The 20,109-nt window shown below is 67.2% G+C and carries 19 protein-coding genes; 5 read left to right on the top strand and 14 right to left on the bottom strand.

Going from position 1 to position 20,109, the window contains the following annotated elements; all coding sequences use genetic code 11:
- Position 1: 1 nt before the first annotated feature.
- Genes F1609_RS03540 through fabZ form a run of 8 tightly spaced genes read right to left on the bottom strand, consistent with a single transcriptional unit; the run spans position 2 to position 6,904 of the window.
- A complete protein-coding gene (locus F1609_RS03540) occupies positions 2–415 on the bottom strand; it encodes an acyl carrier protein (protein WP_167074771.1) in 414 nt (137 codons plus the stop codon).
- A complete protein-coding gene (locus tag F1609_RS03535) occupies positions 416–1,090 on the bottom strand; it encodes a nitroreductase family protein (RefSeq protein ID WP_167074770.1) in 675 nt (224 codons plus the stop codon).
- Positions 1,087–1,821: an SDR family NAD(P)-dependent oxidoreductase gene (locus F1609_RS03530; RefSeq protein ID WP_167074769.1), complete on the bottom strand. Its 735-nt coding sequence runs from the start codon at positions 1,819–1,821 to the stop codon at positions 1,087–1,089. The genes F1609_RS03535 and F1609_RS03530 overlap by 4 nt, the downstream gene beginning before the upstream one ends.
- Positions 1,818–2,963 carry a beta-ketoacyl synthase N-terminal-like domain-containing protein gene (locus tag F1609_RS03525; RefSeq protein WP_167074768.1) on the bottom strand — a complete coding sequence of 382 codons (1,146 nt, stop codon included), beginning with the start codon at positions 2,961–2,963 and terminating at the stop codon, positions 1,818–1,820. Before F1609_RS03525 ends, F1609_RS03530 begins: the two co-directional genes overlap by 4 nt.
- Positions 2,960–4,216, bottom strand: a complete 1,257-nt coding sequence (locus F1609_RS03520; protein ID WP_167074767.1) for a beta-ketoacyl-[acyl-carrier-protein] synthase family protein — start codon at positions 4,214–4,216, stop codon at positions 2,960–2,962. The genes F1609_RS03525 and F1609_RS03520 overlap by 4 nt, the downstream gene beginning before the upstream one ends.
- 8 nt (positions 4,217–4,224) lie before the next feature.
- Positions 4,225–5,241 carry a beta-ketoacyl synthase N-terminal-like domain-containing protein gene (locus F1609_RS03515; protein WP_167074766.1) on the bottom strand — a complete coding sequence of 339 codons (1,017 nt, stop codon included), beginning with the start codon at positions 5,239–5,241 and terminating at the stop codon, positions 4,225–4,227.
- A complete protein-coding gene (locus F1609_RS03510; protein ID WP_167074765.1) occupies positions 5,238–6,440 on the bottom strand; it encodes a beta-ketoacyl-[acyl-carrier-protein] synthase family protein in 1,203 nt (400 codons plus the stop codon). The genes F1609_RS03515 and F1609_RS03510 overlap by 4 nt, the downstream gene beginning before the upstream one ends.
- Entirely contained in the window at positions 6,437–6,904 is a 468-nt protein-coding gene (fabZ, locus tag F1609_RS03505) for a 3-hydroxyacyl-ACP dehydratase FabZ (RefSeq protein WP_167074764.1), read from the bottom strand. The genes F1609_RS03510 and fabZ overlap by 4 nt, the downstream gene beginning before the upstream one ends.
- A 127-nt stretch (positions 6,905–7,031) precedes the next feature.
- Here fabZ and F1609_RS03500 point away from each other — a divergent pair, with 127 nt between their 5' ends.
- The 5 genes from F1609_RS03500 to F1609_RS03480 all read left to right on the top strand — a co-directional run bounded on the left by F1609_RS03500 (position 7,032) and on the right by F1609_RS03480 (position 13,801).
- Complete coding sequence (locus tag F1609_RS03500) at positions 7,032–8,855, top strand: radical SAM protein (RefSeq protein WP_167074763.1); 1,824 nt, start codon at positions 7,032–7,034, stop codon at positions 8,853–8,855.
- A gap of 5 nt (positions 8,856–8,860) precedes the next feature.
- Positions 8,861–9,595 carry an SDR family NAD(P)-dependent oxidoreductase gene (locus tag F1609_RS03495; RefSeq protein WP_167074762.1) on the top strand — a complete coding sequence of 245 codons (735 nt, stop codon included), beginning with the start codon at positions 8,861–8,863 and terminating at the stop codon, positions 9,593–9,595.
- A 17-nt stretch (positions 9,596–9,612) separates the two neighbouring features.
- Positions 9,613–11,685: a TonB-dependent receptor plug domain-containing protein gene (locus F1609_RS03490; RefSeq protein WP_167074761.1), complete on the top strand. Its 2,073-nt coding sequence runs from the start codon at positions 9,613–9,615 to the stop codon at positions 11,683–11,685.
- Between the two features lie 163 nt (positions 11,686–11,848).
- A complete protein-coding gene (locus F1609_RS03485) occupies positions 11,849–12,307 on the top strand; it encodes a hypothetical protein (RefSeq protein WP_167074760.1) in 459 nt (152 codons plus the stop codon).
- Positions 12,308–12,376: 69 nt separating this feature from the next.
- Entirely contained in the window at positions 12,377–13,801 is a 1,425-nt protein-coding gene (locus tag F1609_RS03480; protein WP_167074759.1) for a Dyp-type peroxidase, read from the top strand.
- Position 13,802: 1 nt separating this feature from the next.
- On the opposite strand, the gene F1609_RS03475 is transcribed toward F1609_RS03480, so the two are convergent.
- From F1609_RS03475 to F1609_RS03450, 6 genes are all read right to left on the bottom strand, one after another.
- Positions 13,803–14,240 carry a GNAT family N-acetyltransferase gene (locus tag F1609_RS03475; RefSeq protein WP_167074757.1) on the bottom strand — a complete coding sequence of 146 codons (438 nt, stop codon included), beginning with the start codon at positions 14,238–14,240 and terminating at the stop codon, positions 13,803–13,805.
- A gap of 93 nt (positions 14,241–14,333) precedes the next feature.
- Positions 14,334–16,823 carry a TonB-dependent siderophore receptor gene (locus tag F1609_RS03470; protein WP_167074755.1) on the bottom strand — a complete coding sequence of 830 codons (2,490 nt, stop codon included), beginning with the start codon at positions 16,821–16,823 and terminating at the stop codon, positions 14,334–14,336.
- A gap of 113 nt (positions 16,824–16,936) precedes the next feature.
- On the bottom strand, positions 16,937–17,917 hold the full coding sequence (locus F1609_RS03465) for a FecR domain-containing protein (protein ID WP_167074753.1): 981 nt from the start codon (positions 17,915–17,917) through the stop codon (positions 16,937–16,939).
- A 13-nt stretch (positions 17,918–17,930) separates the two neighbouring features.
- Positions 17,931–18,443, bottom strand: a complete 513-nt coding sequence (locus F1609_RS03460; protein ID WP_167074751.1) for a sigma-70 family RNA polymerase sigma factor — start codon at positions 18,441–18,443, stop codon at positions 17,931–17,933.
- Between the two features lie 82 nt (positions 18,444–18,525).
- Entirely contained in the window at positions 18,526–19,179 is a 654-nt protein-coding gene (locus F1609_RS03455) for a M949_RS01915 family surface polysaccharide biosynthesis protein (protein ID WP_167074749.1), read from the bottom strand.
- Between the two features lie 15 nt (positions 19,180–19,194).
- Positions 19,195–20,109, bottom strand: a complete 915-nt coding sequence (locus F1609_RS03450) for a PAS domain-containing protein (protein ID WP_167074747.1) — start codon at positions 20,107–20,109, stop codon at positions 19,195–19,197.

Genomic DNA, 20,109 nt, shown 5'->3' with positions numbered 1-20,109 from the left:
GTCAGGCGACGTTGCTGGTGCGCTGCGCGAGTTTGCCGACGACCAGGTGCACGAAGGTCTGCACCGTGAACAGGCTGAGAATCTGGCCCGGATGCAGGCCCGGCTTGATCTGGTCGGCCACTTCGGGCATCAGCTCGCGCAGGCGCGCCAGGCCGGCGTCCGACATCACGCCGCCGGGGGCGAATTCGTCGTCGGACATGTCGCCGCGCGCGGCGCGTTCCAGCTCGCCGCGCGTTACCTGGATGCCGTAGGTGCGTTCGAGCTTGAACACGATATCGAGAAAGTCGAGCGACTCGGCGCCCAGTTCCCCGATCAGGCTGACCGTGGGCGGCACGTCGCCGGCGGGAATGGCCAGCGATTCGGCCACGATGGCGCGCACGGTGTCTTCGATTTCCTGGGGCGTGGTGGTAATCATTTATTGCGTATCCTCGTCGGTATGTTCATCTTCAAACCAGCGGGCCACGCGGCCCAGCGGTTTGCGCGGTTTTTGTTCGGGTGCGGGACCCGCCGGGTAGCCCAGCGCGATTGCGCCCACCATTTGCCACGGCGCGGCAATCCCGAGCAGCGCGCAGATGCGGTCGCGCGCGATCATCGGGCCCGCCATCCAGCATCCGCCAATGCCACTGGCGTGCGCCTGCAGCAGCAGGTTCATGACGGCGGCGCTGGTGGAACAGAGTTCGGCCTGCATGGCGCCGGCGGTGTGGTACGCCGCCGGATCGGCGCCACCCGAGGCGAGCAGGTTGGCGATCAGGTCGGGAAATTCGCGGTACTGCGGGATGATGATGACGGCGGCAGTCATCAAAGGCTCGTGGAAAAAATCGCCGTAGCTGCCGTAATCGTCGGCGTGGTGACCGCGCGCGATAATGGCCTTCATCTCGTCGGCGCGCTCGCGCACCGCGTCAACGATGGCCGCGCGCAGGCTGCGCGAGCGCACCACGGCGAACTGCCAGGGCTGGCGGTTGCTGGCCGAGGGCGCGCTGGTGGCGGCCAGCAGCAGTCGCTCGATCGTCTCTCGCGCGACCGGGCGGTCGGTAAATTGGCGCGTGCTGCGGCGCGAGAGGAACCAGTCCAGGGTGGTCTGTTCGTTCATTCTGCCTTGAATCCTCCATCCACATTCCATACCTGCGCGGTGACGTAGCTGGCCTCGTCGCTGCACAGGAAGGCGACGACGGCGGCGACTTCCTGCGCGCTGCCGACGCGCTTGAGCAGGATGCGCTTGTTCAGTTCTTCTTGAGCCAGCGCCCGGATATCGCGCGTCATGTCGGTCTCGATCACGCCCGGCGCCACCGCGTTGACGCGAATGCCGCGCGGGGCCAGTTCGACCGCAAGCGCTTTGGTGAACGCTTCGACGGCGCCTTTGGACGCGGCGTAATTGCTCTGGCCCCGACCCGGACGCGTGGCCGCCACCGACGACATGTTGACGATCACCCCGCACCGGCGCGACACCATGCGGCGCGAGGCCTGGCGGCAGCAATTGACCACGCCCGAGATGTTCACCGAGAAGACATCGTCGAAATCAGCCGGCTCGCTGGCGCCGAGCAGCGTGTCGCGCAGCACGCCGGCGTTGCAGACGAGGGCATCGAGCTGGCCGAAGCGGCTGTCGATATCGGCGAACAGCGCGTCGACCTGCGCCACGTCGGACACGTCGGCGCGTGCGAGATGACATTCGCCGCCGATAGCCGCCACCTGTTCGGCCACCCTGGCGGCGGCCGCTTCGTCGCTGCGGTAGTTGAGAATGACGGTAAAGCCCTTGCCCGCCAGTGCGAGCACAATGGCGGCGCCGATGCCGCGCGAGCCACCGGTAACGAGTGCGGTTTTCATGGCAGCTCCACGCGGACAATGCCGGCGAGGCCGGGCGCGCTGGCGGCCAGGCCAATGGCCGAACGGTGATTGGATGCTTCGGCCCGCAGAATCGGGCGCAAGGGGCCGGGCGCGGCGGCGCGCAAGAGCGCCACGGGTGGCAATTGCTGGCGTTGCAGCAGCTCTGCCAGCGCGATGGCTTGAACAACTGAGGTGGCGGCGCCGATTTGTCCCATGGCGCTCATGATACAACACAGGGGCGCGCCGGCGCCGGTGATCCGGGCCACCACCTCGCGCTCGGCCGCGTCGAAGCCGGGCAGCGCCAGGCCGCAGCCATCGACCGCGTCGCCGTGGCGCGCGAGCATGCGCACAAGGCGCGCCAGCAGCGCCGCTTGCGGCTCGCCCTTGTCGCCATCGGCGCCGTCAAGTGCTTCGATAAAGGCACGCGCAGGGCCGCTTCGCTGCAAAACGAGGGCGGCGGCGGCTTCGCCGGGCACGAAGCCCTGCGCGTCGATATCGTACGGCGCCGCCAGCCCAGTCGATACGCAGGAACCGCGCGCGGCCAGTTCGACCAGCGTTTCCGGCTCGACCAGGCTGTCGTAGCCCACCACCAGCGCCACGTCGACGGCGCCAGCTGCCAGCGCGCGGATCGCACCGGCCAGCGCCTGCGCGCCCGCATTGGCGCCGCCGTAAGTCGCGCCTTCGCCGCGCGCGCCCAGTTCCTGCGCGGCGATGGCGTGCGCATTGTTCGACAGGTGCTGCAAGATCCAGAACGGGTGCAGCAGCGAGAGGCCGCGTTCCCACGCTCCTTCACCATCGGCCTGTTGATGCTCGAATGCGGGCATCAGGTCGTCCCAGTGCGCGCGCAGGCCGCCGTAGCCGAAGAACAGCCCTACCCTGTCGCCGCCGGTCACGCCGGCATCAACCATCGCCTCGGCCGCCACTTCCACCGCGTACAGGCCCATACGGCGCAGAAAGCGCGCATGGCGCGACGGCGCCGGCGGCGTGGCGATGGTGGCGGCCAGCGTACAGGCGTAGCTGCGCGCATCGAAGCGCGCGTTGGGCTGCGCCGCGCATTCGCCGGCAAGCAGGCGCTCGATGACTTCGTCGATGCCCGAACCGAGCGGCGTGCGCCATGCGCGGCCTGTCAGTGCCGCCTTCATGCGGACCTGCCGAGAATCAGGGACACGTTCTGGCCGCCGAAGCCGAATGAATTACTCAGCACCGCGTCGACCTTGGCCGCACGCGGCGCCTTGATGACATCCACCTCGCATTGCGGGTCCGGGTCGCGGTGGTTGGCCGTTCCCGGCAGCAGATTACGCTCGAATGCGAGCAGGCACGCGGCCGCTTCGATCGCTCCCGATGCCGCCATCAGATGTCCGATGGCGCCCTTGACAGAGCTCACTGGCACCGCGCCGGCGCCGAAGACGGCGGCAATCGCGCGCGCTTCGGCCACGTCGTTGAGCGGCGTGCCGGTGCCGTGCGCGTTGAGGTAGCCGACGCCGGCGGGCGCCAGCCGCGCGCGCAGCAATGCCAGCTCCATTGCCCGCTTCGCGGCCGCGCCATCCGGACGCGGCGCCGTGACGCGGTAGGCGTCCTGGGTGCTGCCATATCCGAGCACGCGTGCCAGCACGCGGGCGCCACGGCGGGCGGCCCGCTGCTCGGATTCGATCACGAACATGGCGGCGCCCTCGCCGATCACCAGCCCGTCGCGCCGCAGGTCGAACGGGCGGCAGGCGTCGGGCTCGTTGCGCGGCGACGGTGCGCCGAGGCGCGACATGCCGCCAAGGCCGAACGGATTGACCATGGAATCGGCGCCGCCGCACAACACGATGGACGCGGCGCCGCGCTCGATCAGCGATGCCGCATGGGCAATCGCCAGGCCACCGGCGGCGCAGGCCGAGGCGTTGACGATCATTTGGCCGTGCAGGCCGAACACGTCGCCGACCAGGCGCGCACCCAGGTCGACGTCGGAGCGCAAGCGAATGCCCTCGTGCCCGCCGGCCGCCCAGTCGATCGCCTGGCCGCTGAACATGGGGCCGAAGTCGTCGAGGAACGCCTGTTCGAGTCCAAGCGCCATTACCAGCGCCGCCTCGTCGTCGCCCTGCCCGCAACCCGCCATGCGCCACGCTTCGACGGCGGCCAGCAGGGCGAACATGCATTTGCGGTCGCGCCATGCGCCGGCGCGCTCATACTCGTCCAGCACCGCTTCGGCGTGCCCAGGGCTGCCGAGATGGGCGCGCAGCCAGTCACGCCCGATGCCGGCGCCGGCCACTTCGCAGGCCACGCGGGTATCGAAGGCCGACGCATCGAAGGAACGGACCGGGGCGATGCGAGAGCGTCCGCCGGCCAGGCCATCGAACAAGGCAGGCACACCGACGCCGAATGCGCTGACCGCGCCAACACCTGTGATCACGGCGCGCTTCATAGCAGGCTCCCGACATGGACGACACCGAGGCCGCCGTCGATACCGGCGCTCAAGACGATCACGCGCCGGCAGCGGCCCTGGCGTATCAGGTCAAGCGCCATGCACCAGGCCAGCGCGGGCGCGGCCGCCAGCGCATCGCCGAGGCGCAGGCTGGCGTCGAGCGCATCCGGGTTGCCAAGGCGATTGCGCACCCCGGCGCCCCACGGCGCAAGCACGACCAGGGTGTCATCGCGCGTTTCATTGATGGTCAGGTCCGGATTGCGCTGCCAGGCGCGCGCGCTGTGGAAGCTGACCGCGTCCAGCGTCGCCAGCGCGCCATCGGCCGATGCGGACAAGGCGAGCAGGCCAGCGCCTTCCGCCGGAACGAAGCCGCGCGCGGGGTAGCCGGCAGCGTCGAGTTGCGTCCATGTGACCGGATGGAGGGCCGAGTCGGCGCCGCCGGCCAGCGCCGACGCGCATTCGCCCGAGGCGACCAGCCAGTGCGCCTCGCTTAACGCCGCCACCGTGCCCGTGCCGCGCGAGTAAAACGCGCCGTTGGGGCCACCGGTGCCATTGAGGATCGCGCCGTGGCAGAGCGTGAAGTTGTTCATCAGCTGGAAGGCGAACAAGGGATTGCAGGCCGCCAGACCGGCGCCGCCGAAGCTCTCCAGCGAAAATGCATGATCGACGATGCTGGCGGCCAGCATGCGCGTCAGTTCATCCATGGCGCAGCCGGAAGCGCCCACGCCGAGGTACAGGGCCGCCTGCTCGCGCTGCTGCGCCGTCCAGCGCGCGTCTTCCAGCGCCAGGCGCAGGGCCACTGCGGCCAACCGCGCCGGATGCGCCATCAGCTTGCGGGCACGCGCATCGACATCGATAGCAGCAGGGATCAACGGCACTTCGGCCGCCGGCACGCTGCCATGGGTCGCAAGAAGCTGGCGGCTGGGGGCAAACCCCTCGAAGCAGGCCAGTGTGCGCCAGTCGAAACCGAATGCCCCGACGGCCGCCGCACCGGATATATATACCTGCCTCACGCGCAGCGCCCCGCCACCAGGCTGCAATTGGCGCCGCCGAAGGCGAACGCGTTGACCAGGGCCGCATTGACGTTTGCGCGGACTGCTTCGCCGATCACATGCGGGAGCGCGCAGGCCGGATCGGGTTGAACAAGGTTCGCGGTCGGCAGCACAATGCCCTGCACCAGCGCCGCGTGCGCGCACAGAAAACCCAGCGCGCCCGCCCCGGCGATCCAGTGACCAAGCGCCCCTTTGACCGAGCTGACATGGGCAGCGTCCAGGCTTGCACCGAGCACGCGCCGCAGCGCCATTGATTCAACGGCGTCGTTGAGCGGCGTCGAGGTGCCGTGCGCCTGGATGTAATCGACCGCATCGAGTCCAGCGGCGGCAAGCGCGGTGCGCATGGCACGGATGGCGCCATCCCCCTGCGGGTCCGGTGCTGTGAGGTGGTGCGCATCCAGGCTGCGGCCTTCGCCGGCCAGTTCTACCGTCGCACTCCCGCGCTCAAGCGACAGCACCACCATGGCGGCGCCCTCGCCCACCACAAAACCGTCGCGCCGCACATCGAACGGACACGACACGCCGCGCGCGCTCAATGCGCCGACGCGGCCGAAACCGGCCAGCATCATCGGATCGACATCGGCGCCCACGCCACCGCACAGGGCGACATCGCACACGCCGAGCCGGATCGCCCGCGCCGCTTCCGCAATCGCGCTCGCGCCCGAGGCGCAGGCCAGCGAAATCGTCACCGCCGGGCCATGCGCGCCGTATTCGAGCGCGAGCGCCGAGGTGACGGCGGCCGGCGAGATGATGGACGCGTCGAATTCGGCCACCAGCGCCGCCGCCTCGACGCCGAACCGCGCATGGTCGAAGCGCGCCCCGCCGCCGGCGCCGCGGGTGAGCCCATGCAAGGTGGAAAATGGCGCGCGGCCCGATTCCGCGCCGAGGAAGATACCGAGGCGTTCAGGCGCGACATCGATGCCGGCGCCCTGCCACGCCTCGCGCGCAGCGACCCGTGACAGAGCAAGGCGACGGTCGCCGGTGTGGGTAAAGCCGTCGATTTCAGCGCCCGCCGTGGATGGAAAACCGGTCACGTCGAAGCCGCGTACAGAGCCGATGGCGCTGCGCCCGGCGGCCAGCGCCGCCAGCGAGGCGGGCCAGTTGGCGCCCAAGGCCGTGATGGCGCCGACGCCACGTACGAACACCCTTGGCTGCGTCATGGCTCCTCGGCCGAGCCGGTGAGCCAGATATTGAGCACCTCGCGGCGCCGCGCCAGCAACTTGGGATTGGTCACGCGGGCAAAGGCGAAAGCCAGTTCGGCCTCGGCGACCAGTTTGCCGTCCACGCGCGCCATGGCGCGTACCTGGCCGCCATCTTCGTGCACCACGATGCCGTGGCATTCGAGTTCCATCTTGTCGCCGGCGCGCACCTGGTGGCGGAATTTGGCGCGGTCCACCGTGACCAGCAACGCGTGCAGGTCGTGCCGGCCCTGTTCGCGCATGCTCGCTTCGACCAGCACGCCGCCGAGCTGCGCCATCGATTCGATGATCATCGCGCCGGGCATGATGGGATGACCCGGAAAATGGTCGGCAAAAATATCGTCCGACAGCGACACGCACTTGACTCCCGACGCCAGTTGCGGCGGCTGGAGCGCCGTAATTTTATCGAGAAGTATGTATCGCATCCGCGCTGCCCTTTGTGCATATCGATTGCCGCCCGTAGCTCTCAACGGCCACTCAACACATGCAATTCAGGTTAGCATATCCTAAAGCTAACACCCAACACCAGTAGATCATCGTTGAAAGGTTCACATGGAATGTACCAGCTGCGACACGAGCACCGTGCGCAAGGATCGCGAGCACACTTTCTTCATGCACGAAATGGCCATTTGCGGCGGCTGCACCGCGCCGATCGAAGCGCGCGTGGTGCTGCGCGACGATGGCGTGGTGCGCCTGATCCACTGCAACCAGTGCGGACCTTCCGAACAGGTGGTGTCCGATGACGCCAAGGGCTGGATGGCGGGATTCCTGGCGCGCGGCCAGGTGGACCCGGCAAAAGAAGGCGACCACTATTTCAAGCACACGACATCGACCTGTCCGGGGTGTCTGGCGCTGCTGCCGGCCGACGTGGTAATCCGTGACGGAAAAGTCTATTTCGTGAAGAACTGCGAAAAATGCGGCCCCTCCGAGGCGCTGGTGTCGGAAGACGCGGCCTACTACGTGGACGCCTACTCGTACGCGCGCGCCGGCACCGAGCCGCTGGTGTTCGCCACCGAGGTGGACAAAGGCTGCCCGACCGACTGCGGCACCTGCGGCGACCACGAACAGCATACCTGCCTGCCGATCATCGAGATCACCGACTACTGCAACCTCGAATGCCCAGTCTGCATCGTCAACAATACCAACGCCTACCACCTCTCGAACGAGGCGTTCACGCGCATGATCGACACGCTGGTGCGCAACGAGGGCCAGGTGGAGTCGATTGCGCTGTCCGGCGGCGAGCCGACCAGCCACCCGCGCCTGATGGAACTGATCGCCATCGCCACGCGCGAGGAAATCGGCCGCATCGTCATCATCACCAACGGCTTGCGGCTTGGCCGCGACCGCGCCTTTGCCGAGAAAATCAAGGCCAGCGGCGCCTACATCGCCCTGCAGTTCGACGGTTTTACGGCCGACACACACGAAAAAATTCGCGGGCGCGACCTGTGCGACGAGAAAAGCGCCGCCCTCAAGATGCTCAAGGACCTCAACATCCCGACGCAGCTCATTTTCGTGGCCGCGCGCGGCGTCAACGAGCACCAGATCGGCCAGGTGGTGGAGATGTTTCTGTCCGAAGACCACTTCCTGTCGCTGAACTTCCAGCCGGTCGCCTTTACCGGCGCCGGTGGCGGGCAGTTCGCGCACGACCCGATGGACCGGCTGACGATTCCGGGCGTGATCAAGGCCATCGAGGAGCAAACCAACGGCAAGCTCAAAGTGAGCGATTTCGCGCCCCTGCCCTGCTCCCACCCGCAGTGCGTCTCGCTCAGCTACCTGCTGCGCATGAACGACGGCAGCCACATTCCGTTCGGGCGCTTTGTCGATTTCCGCACCCACGGCACCTTGCTGCGTTCGTCGGCCACCCTGGGCGCCTCGCCCGAGATTCACGATGCGATGAGCGACGTGGTGCACGATGTATTCGCGCGCCAGGATGAAATCGAGCGCTCGGCCGACATCCTGGCCGCCCTGCGCCGCACCATCGACGTGATGTTCCCGAACCGGCCGGTCAGCGCCAAGGAAGCGATCCACCTCGGCGAGCAGCAGGCCAAGTCAATCTTTTTGCACCACTACATGGACCGCCACGACTTCGACCTGGAACGGCTGCGCAAGTGCTGCCACCATTATCCGCAGGTGGACGGGCGCATCATGCCGGCCTGCGGCTTCAATATGTTCCACCGGGGCGCGGCCAAAGGGCCGGAAACCGAACTGGCGGCATGGGGCAAGAAGCCATGGACCACGGATGCACCGGTGCAGATCGTGCAATTCCACCGCACCGACACGCGCCAGGCGCTGACCGGGATCGGGGTCGACGAGACGCCGGCGCGCGCGCCGCATTCGATCGGCCTTGGCGGCGGCAAACCAGTGGTGCTCAAATAATGGGGATGCTCGACGGACGGACCGCATTGGTCACCGGCGGCTCGCGCGGCCTCGGGCGCGCCCTGTGCATGGCGCTGGCGCGCGAAGGCGCCAACGTGGCGTTCAACTACACGCGTTCGGTGTCGGAGGCCGAGGCGGTCCTGGCGGCGCTCAAGGAACTGGGCGTGAAGGCGTGGGCGTTCCAGGTGTCGGTGCTGGACAAGGCGGGCTTGCAGGGCATGGTGCGCGCCATCGAGCAGGATGCTGGGGCGATCGACATTTTGATCAATAACGCCGGCATCGGCCAGGTGGTGCCGCTCGCGCTGATGGAGGAAGAAGACTGGGACCGCATGATGAACACCAACGTCAAGGGCGCCTTTTTGACCACCCAGGCGGTGCTGCGCGGGATGATCCACCAGAAGCGCGGGCGGATTCTGAATATCAGCTCGCTGGCGGGCGTGAAGATGATGCAGGCGCCGGTGCACTACAGCGCGGCCAAGGCGGCGCTCAAGGGCATGACCGAGGCGCTGGCGAAGGAAGTGGGCCGCTATGGCATTACCGTCAACTGCCTGGCGCCGGGCGTGCTCGATGAAGGCGTGAGCGGCAATGTGCCGGCGGCGAAGATGACGGAATACGTGCGCCATTGCGCCCTCGGCCGACTGGGGACCGTGGACGAAGTGGCGCAAGCGGCGGCGTTTTTCGTCTCGGACAAGAACAGTTATATGAGCGGAGCGACGGTGGTTATCGACGGTGCGGTTTGAGGGCGCTGGCTTTGCTCGTGCCTGCATTGACGGCCGGCGTGGCGCATGGCCAGCCTGCGGTGGTGGAAGTGAACGCCAGCCGCGAAAGCTACGACGCGCGGCGCGACGACACGGCGGGCAAGATCGTGGTCAGCCGCGACGACATGGTGCGCTATGGCGACGCCAGCGTGCTCGATACGCTCAAGCGCGTTCCCGGCGTGACCGTCAGCGGCGGCAATGCGCAGATGCGCGGCCTGGGCGCCGGCTACACGCAGATCCTGCTCAATGGCGAACGCGCGCCGTCCGGGTTTTCGCTCGATTCGGTCTCGCCGGAATCGGTGGAGCGCATCGAGGTGGTGCGCGCGGCCACCGCCGACAACAGCACGCGCGCCATTGCCGGCACCATCAACGTGATCCTCAAGCGCGCCGTCTCGAAGGCGCAGCGCGACTGGAAGGCAGGCGCCGGTGCGTCGAGCGGCATGGCCGAGGGCAAGGCGAGCCTGAACCTCTCGGACCGCGCCGGTGCGTTTTCGTACTCGCTCGCGGCCAGCGCGTCGCGCAACACCTTCCGGCGGCCGGTAACGACAGTCGAAACGGGTGGCGATGCCCAAGGCCGCCCGCTGTACGAGCACGTGCTGCGCGGCGACGATGTGGGCAATTTCAATACGTTCAACCTGGCCCCGCGCCTGAACTGGGCGCTGGGGAACGGCGATACCGTGAGCTGGCAGTCGTTCGTGTACGCGAACCGCCTGCATGTCGATACGCGCCACCTCACCACCTATGTTGTTGGCGCGCCGCGTGTCGATCCGGCGAGCGGCAGCGTCACCGCGTCCACCCGGCGCACGCTGCGCAGCGATGTGGTGTGGACCCGCAAGCTGGGCGAGAGCGCGAAACTGGAATCGAAGCTGGGCATCGACGCGGGCAACTATGCGACCGAACTGGCGCAGCAATCGCAGGCGGCGTCCGGCTGGCTGACGCTGGACCGCGTTGCAGACGGCCTGGCGCGCGACCGCGCCCTGCGTGGCAGCGGCAAGTACAGCGGCCGCTCCGGCGGCGCGCACACCATCGGCGCGGGCTGGGAAGGCAGCGTGGCGCGCAATACGAGCGACCGGCAACAGTCCGACTTCGGCAGCGCCGCCGCGCCGGAACGGTATCGGGCCACCCTGCGTTCGCTGGCGCTGTACACGCAGGATGAATGGAGCGTGACGCCGCAATGGTCGGTGTACCTGGGCGCGCGCTGGGAAGGCATCGGCACGCGCAGCGGCGGCAGTGGATTGACCGAGGCGCGCAACGACAGCAGCGTGTTGAGCCCCATTTTGCACACGCTGTACAAGCTGCCCGGCGCCGGCGGCGACCAGGTGCGCATGGCGCTCACCCGCACCTACAAGGCGCCAGATGCGGCCCGCCTGATCGCGCGCCCGATCCTGACCATCAATAACAGCGCGTCGAACCCCGACAGCACGGGCAATCCGAACCTGCGTCCGGAGCTGGCGCTCGGCATCGACGCAGCCTACGAGCACCACTGGGCCAAGGGCGCGCTGTTTTCGGTGGCCGCGGCGGCGCGCCGCATCGACGACTGCACCGTGCAGGCGCTCAACCTGGCCGGCGGGCGCTGGCTGCTGCGGCCGGAAAACGGCGGGCAGTGCGATGTGCGCACGCTGGACGTGGAAACGCGCTTTCCGCTGCAATCGCTGGCACCTTCCGCTCCCGCGCTGGACCTGCGCCTGTCGGTCAGCCGCAACTGGTCGAGCGTGGACCTGGTGCCGGGGCCGGACAACCGACTGGCCGAGCAAGTGCCCTTGTCGGCCACCGCCGGCGTCGATTACAAGGTGGGCGCGCTGACCACGGGCGCCTCGTTCGTGTACAGCAGCGGCGGCCACGTGCGGCTGTCGCAGGATGAATTTACGTACGCGTCGGCCCGGCGCGATCTGGAAATGTATGGATTGTGGAAACTGGACAGCAAGCTCCAGCTGCGCGTGAGCGTTACCAATGCGCTGCGGCATGACTGGATCAGCAACCGCAGCTACGCGGGCGCGGCGGGCAGCTACGGCACGCGTTCCACGCAGCCGGGCAAGACCTGGGTGCGGGCGATGCTGGAGGCGCGCTTCTGACGGTGCGTGCCCTGGCGCAAGGTGGCTTGGCTTTACGCTGAATCAAGCGGGCGTCCCGTCCGGACGGGTTTGCCGGCGCGGGGATGTGCTTATCATTTCTTGACACAGAACGCGGCCGCCAACCTGCCGGCTGCGCAGCTGTGCTTCAAGAAAGAGGCATATCATGACCCGTCCCCTAACTCTGCTGTCGCCGGTCCTTCCCGGCACAAGTGCCGCCACGGTCGTTGCCAGGCTTGCCGTCCTGCTGCCGAAAATCAATGTGGCGCTGGAATCGATCGGCACTGTCCACTTTGCCCGTCTGATCCTGCTGGACCGGTCAAAAGCCAATCTGCGGCCAGACCTGCTGTCGATTCTGCCGTCAAACAACCTGGTAATTGGAATCATCACGTCGTTCGATGGTGACTTCAAGACCTATATCCATGACTTTGTCGCCCAGCTGAGCGACGAGTTCGACGCGCTGCTGTCGCTGACCGTCGGCGGGGCAGCGTTGACGCCGGTGGTCGATCATGTGGCCGAGTTCGAAGCGTTTATCGGGCGCAACAATGTCTCGGAACATGTTCCGAACACCTACTTTTATGCCGCCTATGAGCACAGCGTGCAGGAAATCCTGGCCGCGATCTGATCTGCCGCGCGCACCAGGAGGGGTTCATCCCGGTGCGCTTTTCAACCGCGTGTGCGACGGGAGAAGCCAATGAGCGATTCTGCGATCGACCTGGACGACGTACAGGGCATCATCGTGCGCGGCTACCGCGTCAGGCTGGCGCGGCATTTCGTGCTCACGATCACGGATGCGGCGGCGACCGGCAAGCTGATCGAGGCGCTGGTGCGGGGCCGCGCTGGTGTTCCCATGATCACGAGCGCCAGGCTGATCGAACCGAAGCCTGCGTCGTTCGTCAATATCGGTTTCAGTGCCGCTGGCCTGGCTGCGCTCGGCGTTACCGGCGCGCAACTGGCCAGCTTCGATCCGGCATTCCAGCGCGGCGCGACCGATCCTGTGACGGCCGCCACGGTGGGCGACGCGGGCGCGAGTGCGCCGGAGCGCTGGATTGGCGGCCTGGACAATGCCGCCCAGGTGCATATCGTGTTGAGCTTGTGGGTCGTCAGTTCGGCCGAGGTGATGGCGACCGTGTCGGCGCAGCTGCGCGCCGCTTTTGTGGGCGGCGTAAGCGAGCTGACTGTGCAGGATGGCGGCGAATTTCCGGACAACACCGTGCATTTCGGCTATCGCCATGGCATCGCGCAACCGACCATCATCGGCATGCCGCCGCGCAAGCGGGATGCGCCCGATGCCCAGCCGCCCGTGCCCGCAGGTGAATTCTTGCTCGGCCACCTGAATGCGGCGGGCGGCACCTACCGCGTCTTGCCGGAACAATTGTCGAGCAACAGCAGCTATGGGGTGTTTCGTATCCTGGAACAGGATGTGGCCGGGTTCGAGGCGATGCTGGCGCGCTATGCGGCAGAGACCGGTATCGATACGGGGATGCTGGCGGCGAAGCTCATGGGGCGCTGGCGCAATGGCAATCCGCTGGCATTGGCGCCAACGGCGCAAGGCGCGCCCCTGCCGGACGGGGAGATGAATAATTTCGACTTCGTCAGCACCGATGCCGCCACGGACGATACGCTGGGCCTGACATGCCCGATCGGCGCGCATATCCGGCGCAACAATCCGCGCGATGCCGCCGTGATCGGCACCGACAGCACGCATCACCGCCTTCTACGGCGCTCGATGCCGTACGGCCCGCAGTATGATCCCGCCGTGCCCGACACGCAGGCACGCGGGCTGATCGGCTTTTTTATCAATGCGAGCATCCGCAACCAGTTCGAATTCCTGAGCAGCGAATGGAACCGGAGGGATGATTTCGTGAAATCGGCCACCGGCCCCGAGGGCGCGGCCGCCGGCAATACCGTCTACAACATCAGCGGCGAGGATTTTCTTGCAGGTGTGAACGATCCGGCGACCAGTTCGTTCACCTTGCCCGGCAAAGGTCCGAAAGGCAGCGCCAACCGGACCCTGGACGGCTTTGCGCGGCTGGTGACCACGCGCGGCGCGGTGTACTGCTTTTTTCCGAGCATCAAGGGCTTGCTGTATCTGGCCGCCTTGCCGGCAGCCGCGTAACTCAGGGCGTGTGCTTTTCGAAGCGGACGTCGCCGCCGTCCAACGCGGCTACGGGAAGCCAGCCGAGCTTGCGATAGAATCCACTGGCGCGGCTATTGCCATCGGTGACCAGCCAGATGGTGCGATGGGTGGCGAACAGATACGCCTCGGCCTTGGCCATGAGCATGCGGCCCAGTCCACGCCCTTCCAGGCCGGGGCGAACGAAGGCGGCGAAGACACAAGCGTCGTCGGCGTCGGCCATCGCAAAAGCGGCAGGCTGGCCGTCCACTTCGGCAATCCAGAGGCACGGCGCTGCGGCAATGGCCTGGCTGATCGCCGCAGGCGTCACGCCCAGGTCCGCCAATTGCTCAAGCGAGAGGTGATTTTCACGGACGCTGGTGCGGATATCGAAAATCGCGCCAATGTCGGCTTCGGTAGCTGGTCTGACGCAGATATTCATTGACGGTCTCGCTTCGATTGCAGGGTTGTAAGGCGGCGCGGATGCTTGCGGCGTGACGATCTTAGCAGAGCATCGCGCCGCACGCCTCCGCGCTTACCAGCGATAGCTGGCCGTGACGATCACCTTGCGCGGCTCGCCATAGAAACAGCCATAGGTGCAACTGCCGATATACGTCTTGTCGGCCAGGTTGGTGACGTTGAGCGCGAGTTTCCACGGCCCGGTGCTGTAGCTGGCCATGGCGTCGATCAGCGCGACGGACGGCACGATCACCGGCGTGCCGTGCGCGGCGCCACGCGTACTGCCCACGTAGCGCGCACCCGCGCCGAAGCGCAAACCGGGCAAGCCGGCGGCACCGAAGCCTTCGTCGCCCCAGATCGAGAACTGGTTGTACGGCACGCTGTCGACGCGCTGGCCTTCGCGTTCGGGATACAGGGGGCTCGCCTTGGTGGTGCGGGCATCGGTGTAGGCGTAGGCGGCGATCAGGTTGGCGCTTTTGCCGATGCGGGTGCGCGCTTCGAGCTCCAGGCCGCGCGAACGCACTTCGCCTGCCTGCATGGCAAAGTTGGCGTTCTGCGGGTCTTCCACCTGCACGTTCTGCCGGGTCAGTTGATATACCGCAGCCGACAGCAGCACGTCGGCGCCCTTGGGCTGGTAGCGCAGCCCGGCTTCGAACTGCTTGCCTTCGGACGGCTTGAAGCGCGCGCCGGTGCGGTCGACGCCGGTGGTCGGCTCGAACGATGTGCTGTAGCTGGCAAACGGCGCCAGGCCGTTATCGGCCAGGTACACCAGCCCCGCCCTGCCGGTGAAGGCATGGCTTTTCTCATTGTTGGCCCGCACACCGCCGAAAAAGCCGGTTTCGTTGTAGCGCAGCATGTCGTAGCGGCCGCCCAGCGAGGCTACCCATTTCTCACCCACCTTGATCTGGTCCTGAGCGTAGACGCCGATGCGCTTGCCGTCGGCCTTGTAGGCGAAGGTATTCGGCGCCCGCCCGGCACCCACGGCGCTGCCGTAGACCGGCGCGAACAGGTCGAGATTGGCCAGCGAGCGCGTGTAGCGTTCGGTTTCTTCGCGCCCGCGCGAGTAATCCAGGCCCGCCAACATAGTCTGCCTGACGGCGCCCTCGCCCAGCTGATATTGCAGCGAGGTGTCGGACACCAGCGACGACGAACGGTCGGCGCGATCGGTGGCCCAGCGCATGGCGGTAACGCGCTCAGTAGCATCGACGCCGCCCCAGACCTCCACGTAATCGAAGGCATTGCTCGCGTGCGCATAACGCAGGCTGTTCTTGAGCTTGAGCCGATCGCTGAAGGCATGCTCGAACAGGTATCCGGCGGAATATCGTTCCAGCGCGAACTGATCGAAGCCCGGCTCACCCACGAAGCGCTGGCGCGCAATCCGGCCATTGGCGTTGGGCAGCACCGTCCCTTCGGCGGGCAGGCCGTAGACATTGACTGTGCGGTCTTTTTGATAGTCTCCCAATAAAGTCAGTGAGGTGGCCGCGTTCGGCTTCCAGGTGAGCGCGGGCGCGACGAAACGGCGGTTGTCGGGTACGTGGTCAATAAACGTGTCGCTGTCGCGCCAGAGCGCGCTGAGGCGGTACGACCAGACGCCATCGTCCGTCAGCGGGCCACCCAGATCGGCCGATATTTGCTTGCGCTTGAATGAACCTCCTTCCACATTGACTTCGTGCACCGGGTCTGCGGTGGGACGCTTGCTGACCGTGTTGATGATGCCGCCGGGGCCGCCCGCGCCGAACAGCACCGAGGCGGCACCCTTGATGACTTCGACCCGTTCCAGTCCATAAAGTTCCTGGCGTCCGTCGTAGCGGGTGACGCCGTAGCGGGTGCCGTCGCGATAGTGGTTGCCGAGGTCCGAGGTGGCCTGGAAGCCGCGCAGAAAGAACTGGTCGGTGGTGCGGTCGGCCGCTTCGTTGCGGGCCACGCCGGCCACGTAGGCAAGCACGTCTTGCAGGCTTTGCGACTTGAGCGTGTCGATTTCTTCCGCTCCGACCACGCTCAGGGACTGGGGCGTCTCCAGGATGGGCGTGTCGGTTTTGGTGGCCGTGGCGCTGCGCCGGGCCACGTAACCGCGGATGGGACCGCTTGCGGTGTCGGGCTCGGCATTGTCAAGCACGGTGATCATCGGCAGCACGGCGGCGGCGGGACCGGCTGCCGGACGGGCGTCCCCACGGGCGGCCGGGCGTTCGGCCAGCCGGGCCAGGGTGTAGCTGCCGTTGGCCTGGCGCAGCGCTTGCAGGCCGTGGCCGCGCAGGACTTCGTCAAAGCCGGCCTGCACGGTGGTGGTGGCGTTCAGGCCGGCGCTGGTCTTGCCGTTCAGTAGCGTTGCATCGGCGGACAGTTCGATGCCGGCGGCGCTGGCGAAGCTGGTCAGGGTGCGGTCCAGCGGGCCCGGGGCGATCTGGTAGCTGCGCGTCGGCGCGCCCTGTGCCCGGGCCGGCGTTGCCACACCCAGCGCCAGCGAGGCCAGCAGGACGGCGCGCACGGCGGCCGCACCGCAGTTGAGCGCAAAAGCCGGTTGACGCGCCGACGGCGTGAGGGAGGAATGTGGGTGCTGATGCGTCATGGTCTGGTCCTGGAGTCCGGAAGATTGCGGGAGTGCTTACCTGTATCCCGAACGAGAACCGGAAACCCTCAAGCGCATTCCATGATTTCCGTAAAAAACTTTACATCGCCTTGTCAGCGGGCACGCACGGTGACCCAGTAGCGGGTGCGATAGGCCACGGCGACCGGCAGGGCCAGCGCCAGGTTGCGCAGCGCGCGGTCAGTGTCGCGCAGCGAAAACACGCCGGTGACACGCATCCCGGCAATGCCCGGGTCGCAGCGCAGCAGGCCCGGCCGGTAACGCGCCAGTTCGGCGACAAAGTCGGCGACGCGCATGTCTTCGGCCACCAGCAAGCCGTCGGCCCAGGCGGCGGCGCTGGCCTGGACCGGCCCGTACGGCGCGATGCGTTCCCGGGAGAGCGCCGCGCCCTGCCCGGCGCCGATGCGGAGCGCATCGTGCGGATGGGTGCGCGCACGCAGCTCGACAGCGCCTTGCAGCACGCCGACGCGCGTCTCATCGTCATGCTGGCGCACCAGAAAGCGGGTACCGATGGCCTGTACCGTGCCGTCGCGCGTGCGCACCAGGAACGGGCGCTGCGCGGCCAGCGGGTCGGGCGCGGTGGCGACCAGGATTTCGCCGGCGCGCACGATGACAAGGCGCTCGCGGCTGGTAAAGCGCAGGTCGATCGCCGAGGCGCTTGCCAGCACCACGTGGGTACCGTCCGGCAAGGTGACTGCCCGCGTGGCGCCGGTGCCGGTGCTGTGATCGGACGCGACGGCCTCCCAGGCCTGGGTGCCGCGCATCGACCAGACCGTCCCTGCCGTCACGCCCAGGCCCAGCACTTGCAGGGCGCGCCGGCGCGTGACCCAGGCACTAGCGGCCGGCTCGCGCAGGGCGTGCTGGGCGATTGCGGGGGGAACGCTCATCAGCTTGTCTTCGACGGCTTGCAGGCGGCGCCAGGCGCGTTCGTGGTCCGGGTGGGCCGCGCGCCACGCGCCGCAGGCTGCGTGGTCGGCCGCGCTGGCGTCGCCCGACCACAGGCGGGCCATCCAGGCGGCGGCCTGGCTGACGGTGGCGGGGTCGAGCGGGACCGGAAGCGGGGTGCGCGTCGACATGCCGGGCCGTACCTTACGGCGCCGGCGCGTGCAGTGCGCCGGCGCACGCCTGCAAGGCCGTGGCGATGTATTTTTCCACCGACGAGACCGACACTTGCAGGCGCTCGGCGATGTCGCGATAACTCATGCCTTCGAGCTTGCACAGCAGCAGCGCCGTGCGGGCCTTGGCCGGGACGCAGTGCAGCAGCGCATCGATCTCGACCAGCGCTTCGAGGGTGATGGCGCGCGCTTCTTCGGACGGAACGTGGGCCGGCGGCAGCAGCGCGATGGCCTCCAGATAGGCCAGTTCGATCTGGCGGCGCCGGTACAGGTCTACCACGAGGCCGTTGGCGATCTGGGTCAGGTGGCGGCGCGACTGTTCGGGGGGCGGCACGCGGCCGCTGGTGATGATGCGCAGATAGGTGTCGTGCGCCAGGTCGGCCGCATCGCACGCGTTGCCCAGCCGTTTGCGCAGCCAGCCGCGCAACCAGCCGTGATGGTCGGTGTACAGCGTTTCAAGCGCGAGTGGAGGTGGGGAACTGGACATGCAAGCGGTCGCTTAAGAATGAGAATTATTCTCAATTGTAATGCTTGCTGGGTGAGCGGGCAATTTAATTGCGCCAACAACTTTAGTCTTCCACGTAAACCTTGTCGCGGATGAACTTCAGATGGGCTTTGAAGGCGGCGTTTTCTTTCAGCAGAAGCGCGGGGTCGAAGGCCATGTCGCCGCCGTAGTGCGCCTCCATCCTGCTGTTGCGCAAGGTGGTGCCGCGCAGCGCCAGCTTTTGCGCACCCTGGCGCAGGATCACTTTCAAGGTGTTGGCATCAATACCGCCGCCGCACGACATGTTGTAGGGTACGGTAACTTCGGCGATGCCGTTCTTGTCCAGGTCGGTCACGGTGATGTACTTGGAAAAGAACTCGGCGCCCGAATCGAGGCCCGGGCAGTCCACCTTGTCCTGGATGATCCATGCCTGCGGCCAGGCATTGTCCTTGCGCGTGTAGAGCGCAGCAAACAGATCGATGCGCTCGGTGGCGCCGGGCGTCGCCCTGGGAGCGCTTGAGGGGCCGGCCAGCCGCGAGACCACCAGCAAGTGCTCGCCGGCCCGGTCGACGATGCGCCGCGCCATGACCAGCGCGCCTTTGACGCCGATCTGTTCGGATGCCAGCAAAGCGGCATCGACCGGGATGGTTTTCGGCATATCGTCTGCCGCGTCGGCGGCGCCGCCCAGCGCCAGCATCGCGCACATGGCGGCGTTTGCCGCACGTCGTTTGAATTTCATCTGCTTTGCCCGCCTTTAATCGGGGCGCGAAAAGCGCGCCACCCAGCTGGTCGCGCCGCTGCCGTCGAGCACGCTGTCGATCTGCTGCGTCACCTGCAGCACCGAACCGTCGCGGTGGCGCTGCCATACCTCGCCGCGCCAGCTGCCATGCAGGGCGAGCGCGCGCGACATGTCGTCGTCCAGCCCGGGCGAGCGGCTGTCGCAGCGCAGCAGGCGCTGATGCTGGCCGACCAACTCGGCCGGTGCATAGCCGCTGACCGCGCTCAAGGCCTCGTTCACGTCTGAGATAACGCCGCTCTGGTCGCTGATGAACATTGCCTGCGGCGCCAGGGTGAACACCTGCGCCAGCCGCCGTGCCTGGTGCTCCGCGGCGCAGCGTTCGCTCACGTCGATCACCACGGCGCGGCAGGTCTCGCCATTGTTCGACAGCGTGGTGCGCACTTCCACCGTACGCCGGGTGCCATCGCGGGCCACCAGCACCACCTCGCAATGCGCATCGGACTGGGTCGAAAACAGCGACTTGAGGCAGGCCGCGAGGCGCGACCGGTCGGGCTCCGCCACAAACACGGCGAAGCGCTTGTCGATCACGCGGGCGCGCTCGGTACCGAGCAGGCGCGCGCCGGCCAGGTTGAGCTCGGTAATCGTCCCGCTGCGGTTGAGCGTGAAGTAAGGCACCGGCGCGAAATCGAACAATTCGGTATAGCTGGCCAGGGCCGCCTCGATCCAGGCGCGCGCCGCTTCCAGTTGCTCGTTCTGCAATTCCAGTTCGACCTGATGCACCTGCAATTCGTGCAGCAAGCGCTGCGGGTTGTCGATGTGGCGCGTGCTGGCCGCCAGTGCCCGCCCCTGTTCATGCAGGCGTTCCTGGGCGCGCAGGCGCAGTTCGGCGTCGGCTGGCGCCGCCCCTGGCAATCTGTGTTGTTGGTTCAT

Origin of the sequence: Massilia aquatica (genome assembly GCF_011682045.1) — a bacterium.
Taxonomy (GTDB): domain Bacteria; phylum Pseudomonadota; class Gammaproteobacteria; order Burkholderiales; family Burkholderiaceae_D; genus Telluria_A; species Telluria_A aquatica.
Note: the sequence above shows the minus strand (reverse complement) of the source record. Positions and strands in the feature narration are given on the sequence as shown.

Coding starts and splice junctions, on each gene's coding strand:
- F1609_RS03540 (WP_167074771.1), bottom strand. CDS start 415: ATGATTACCACCACGCCCCAGGAAATCGAAGACACCGTGCGCGCCATC.
- F1609_RS03535 (WP_167074770.1), bottom strand. CDS start 1,090: ATGAACGAACAGACCACCCTGGACTGGTTCCTCTCGCGCCGCAGCACG.
- F1609_RS03530 (WP_167074769.1), bottom strand. CDS start 1,821: ATGAAAACCGCACTCGTTACCGGTGGCTCGCGCGGCATCGGCGCCGCC.
- F1609_RS03525 (WP_167074768.1), bottom strand. CDS start 2,963: ATGAAGGCGGCACTGACAGGCCGCGCATGGCGCACGCCGCTCGGTTCG.
- F1609_RS03510 (WP_167074765.1), bottom strand. CDS start 6,440: ATGACGCAGCCAAGGGTGTTCGTACGTGGCGTCGGCGCCATCACGGCC.
- fabZ (WP_167074764.1), bottom strand. CDS start 6,904: ATGCGATACATACTTCTCGATAAAATTACGGCGCTCCAGCCGCCGCAA.
- F1609_RS03500 (WP_167074763.1), top strand. CDS start 7,032: ATGGAATGTACCAGCTGCGACACGAGCACCGTGCGCAAGGATCGCGAG.
- F1609_RS03495 (WP_167074762.1), top strand. CDS start 8,861: ATGCTCGACGGACGGACCGCATTGGTCACCGGCGGCTCGCGCGGCCTC.
- F1609_RS03485 (WP_167074760.1), top strand. CDS start 11,849: ATGACCCGTCCCCTAACTCTGCTGTCGCCGGTCCTTCCCGGCACAAGT.
- F1609_RS03480 (WP_167074759.1), top strand. CDS start 12,377: ATGAGCGATTCTGCGATCGACCTGGACGACGTACAGGGCATCATCGTG.
- F1609_RS03475 (WP_167074757.1), bottom strand. CDS start 14,240: ATGAATATCTGCGTCAGACCAGCTACCGAAGCCGACATTGGCGCGATT.
- F1609_RS03470 (WP_167074755.1), bottom strand. CDS start 16,823: ATGACGCATCAGCACCCACATTCCTCCCTCACGCCGTCGGCGCGTCAA.
- F1609_RS03465 (WP_167074753.1), bottom strand. CDS start 17,917: ATGTCGACGCGCACCCCGCTTCCGGTCCCGCTCGACCCCGCCACCGTC.
- F1609_RS03460 (WP_167074751.1), bottom strand. CDS start 18,443: ATGTCCAGTTCCCCACCTCCACTCGCGCTTGAAACGCTGTACACCGAC.
- F1609_RS03455 (WP_167074749.1), bottom strand. CDS start 19,179: ATGAAATTCAAACGACGTGCGGCAAACGCCGCCATGTGCGCGATGCTG.
- F1609_RS03450 (WP_167074747.1), bottom strand. CDS start 20,109: ATGAACCAACAACACAGATTGCCAGGGGCGGCGCCAGCCGACGCCGAA.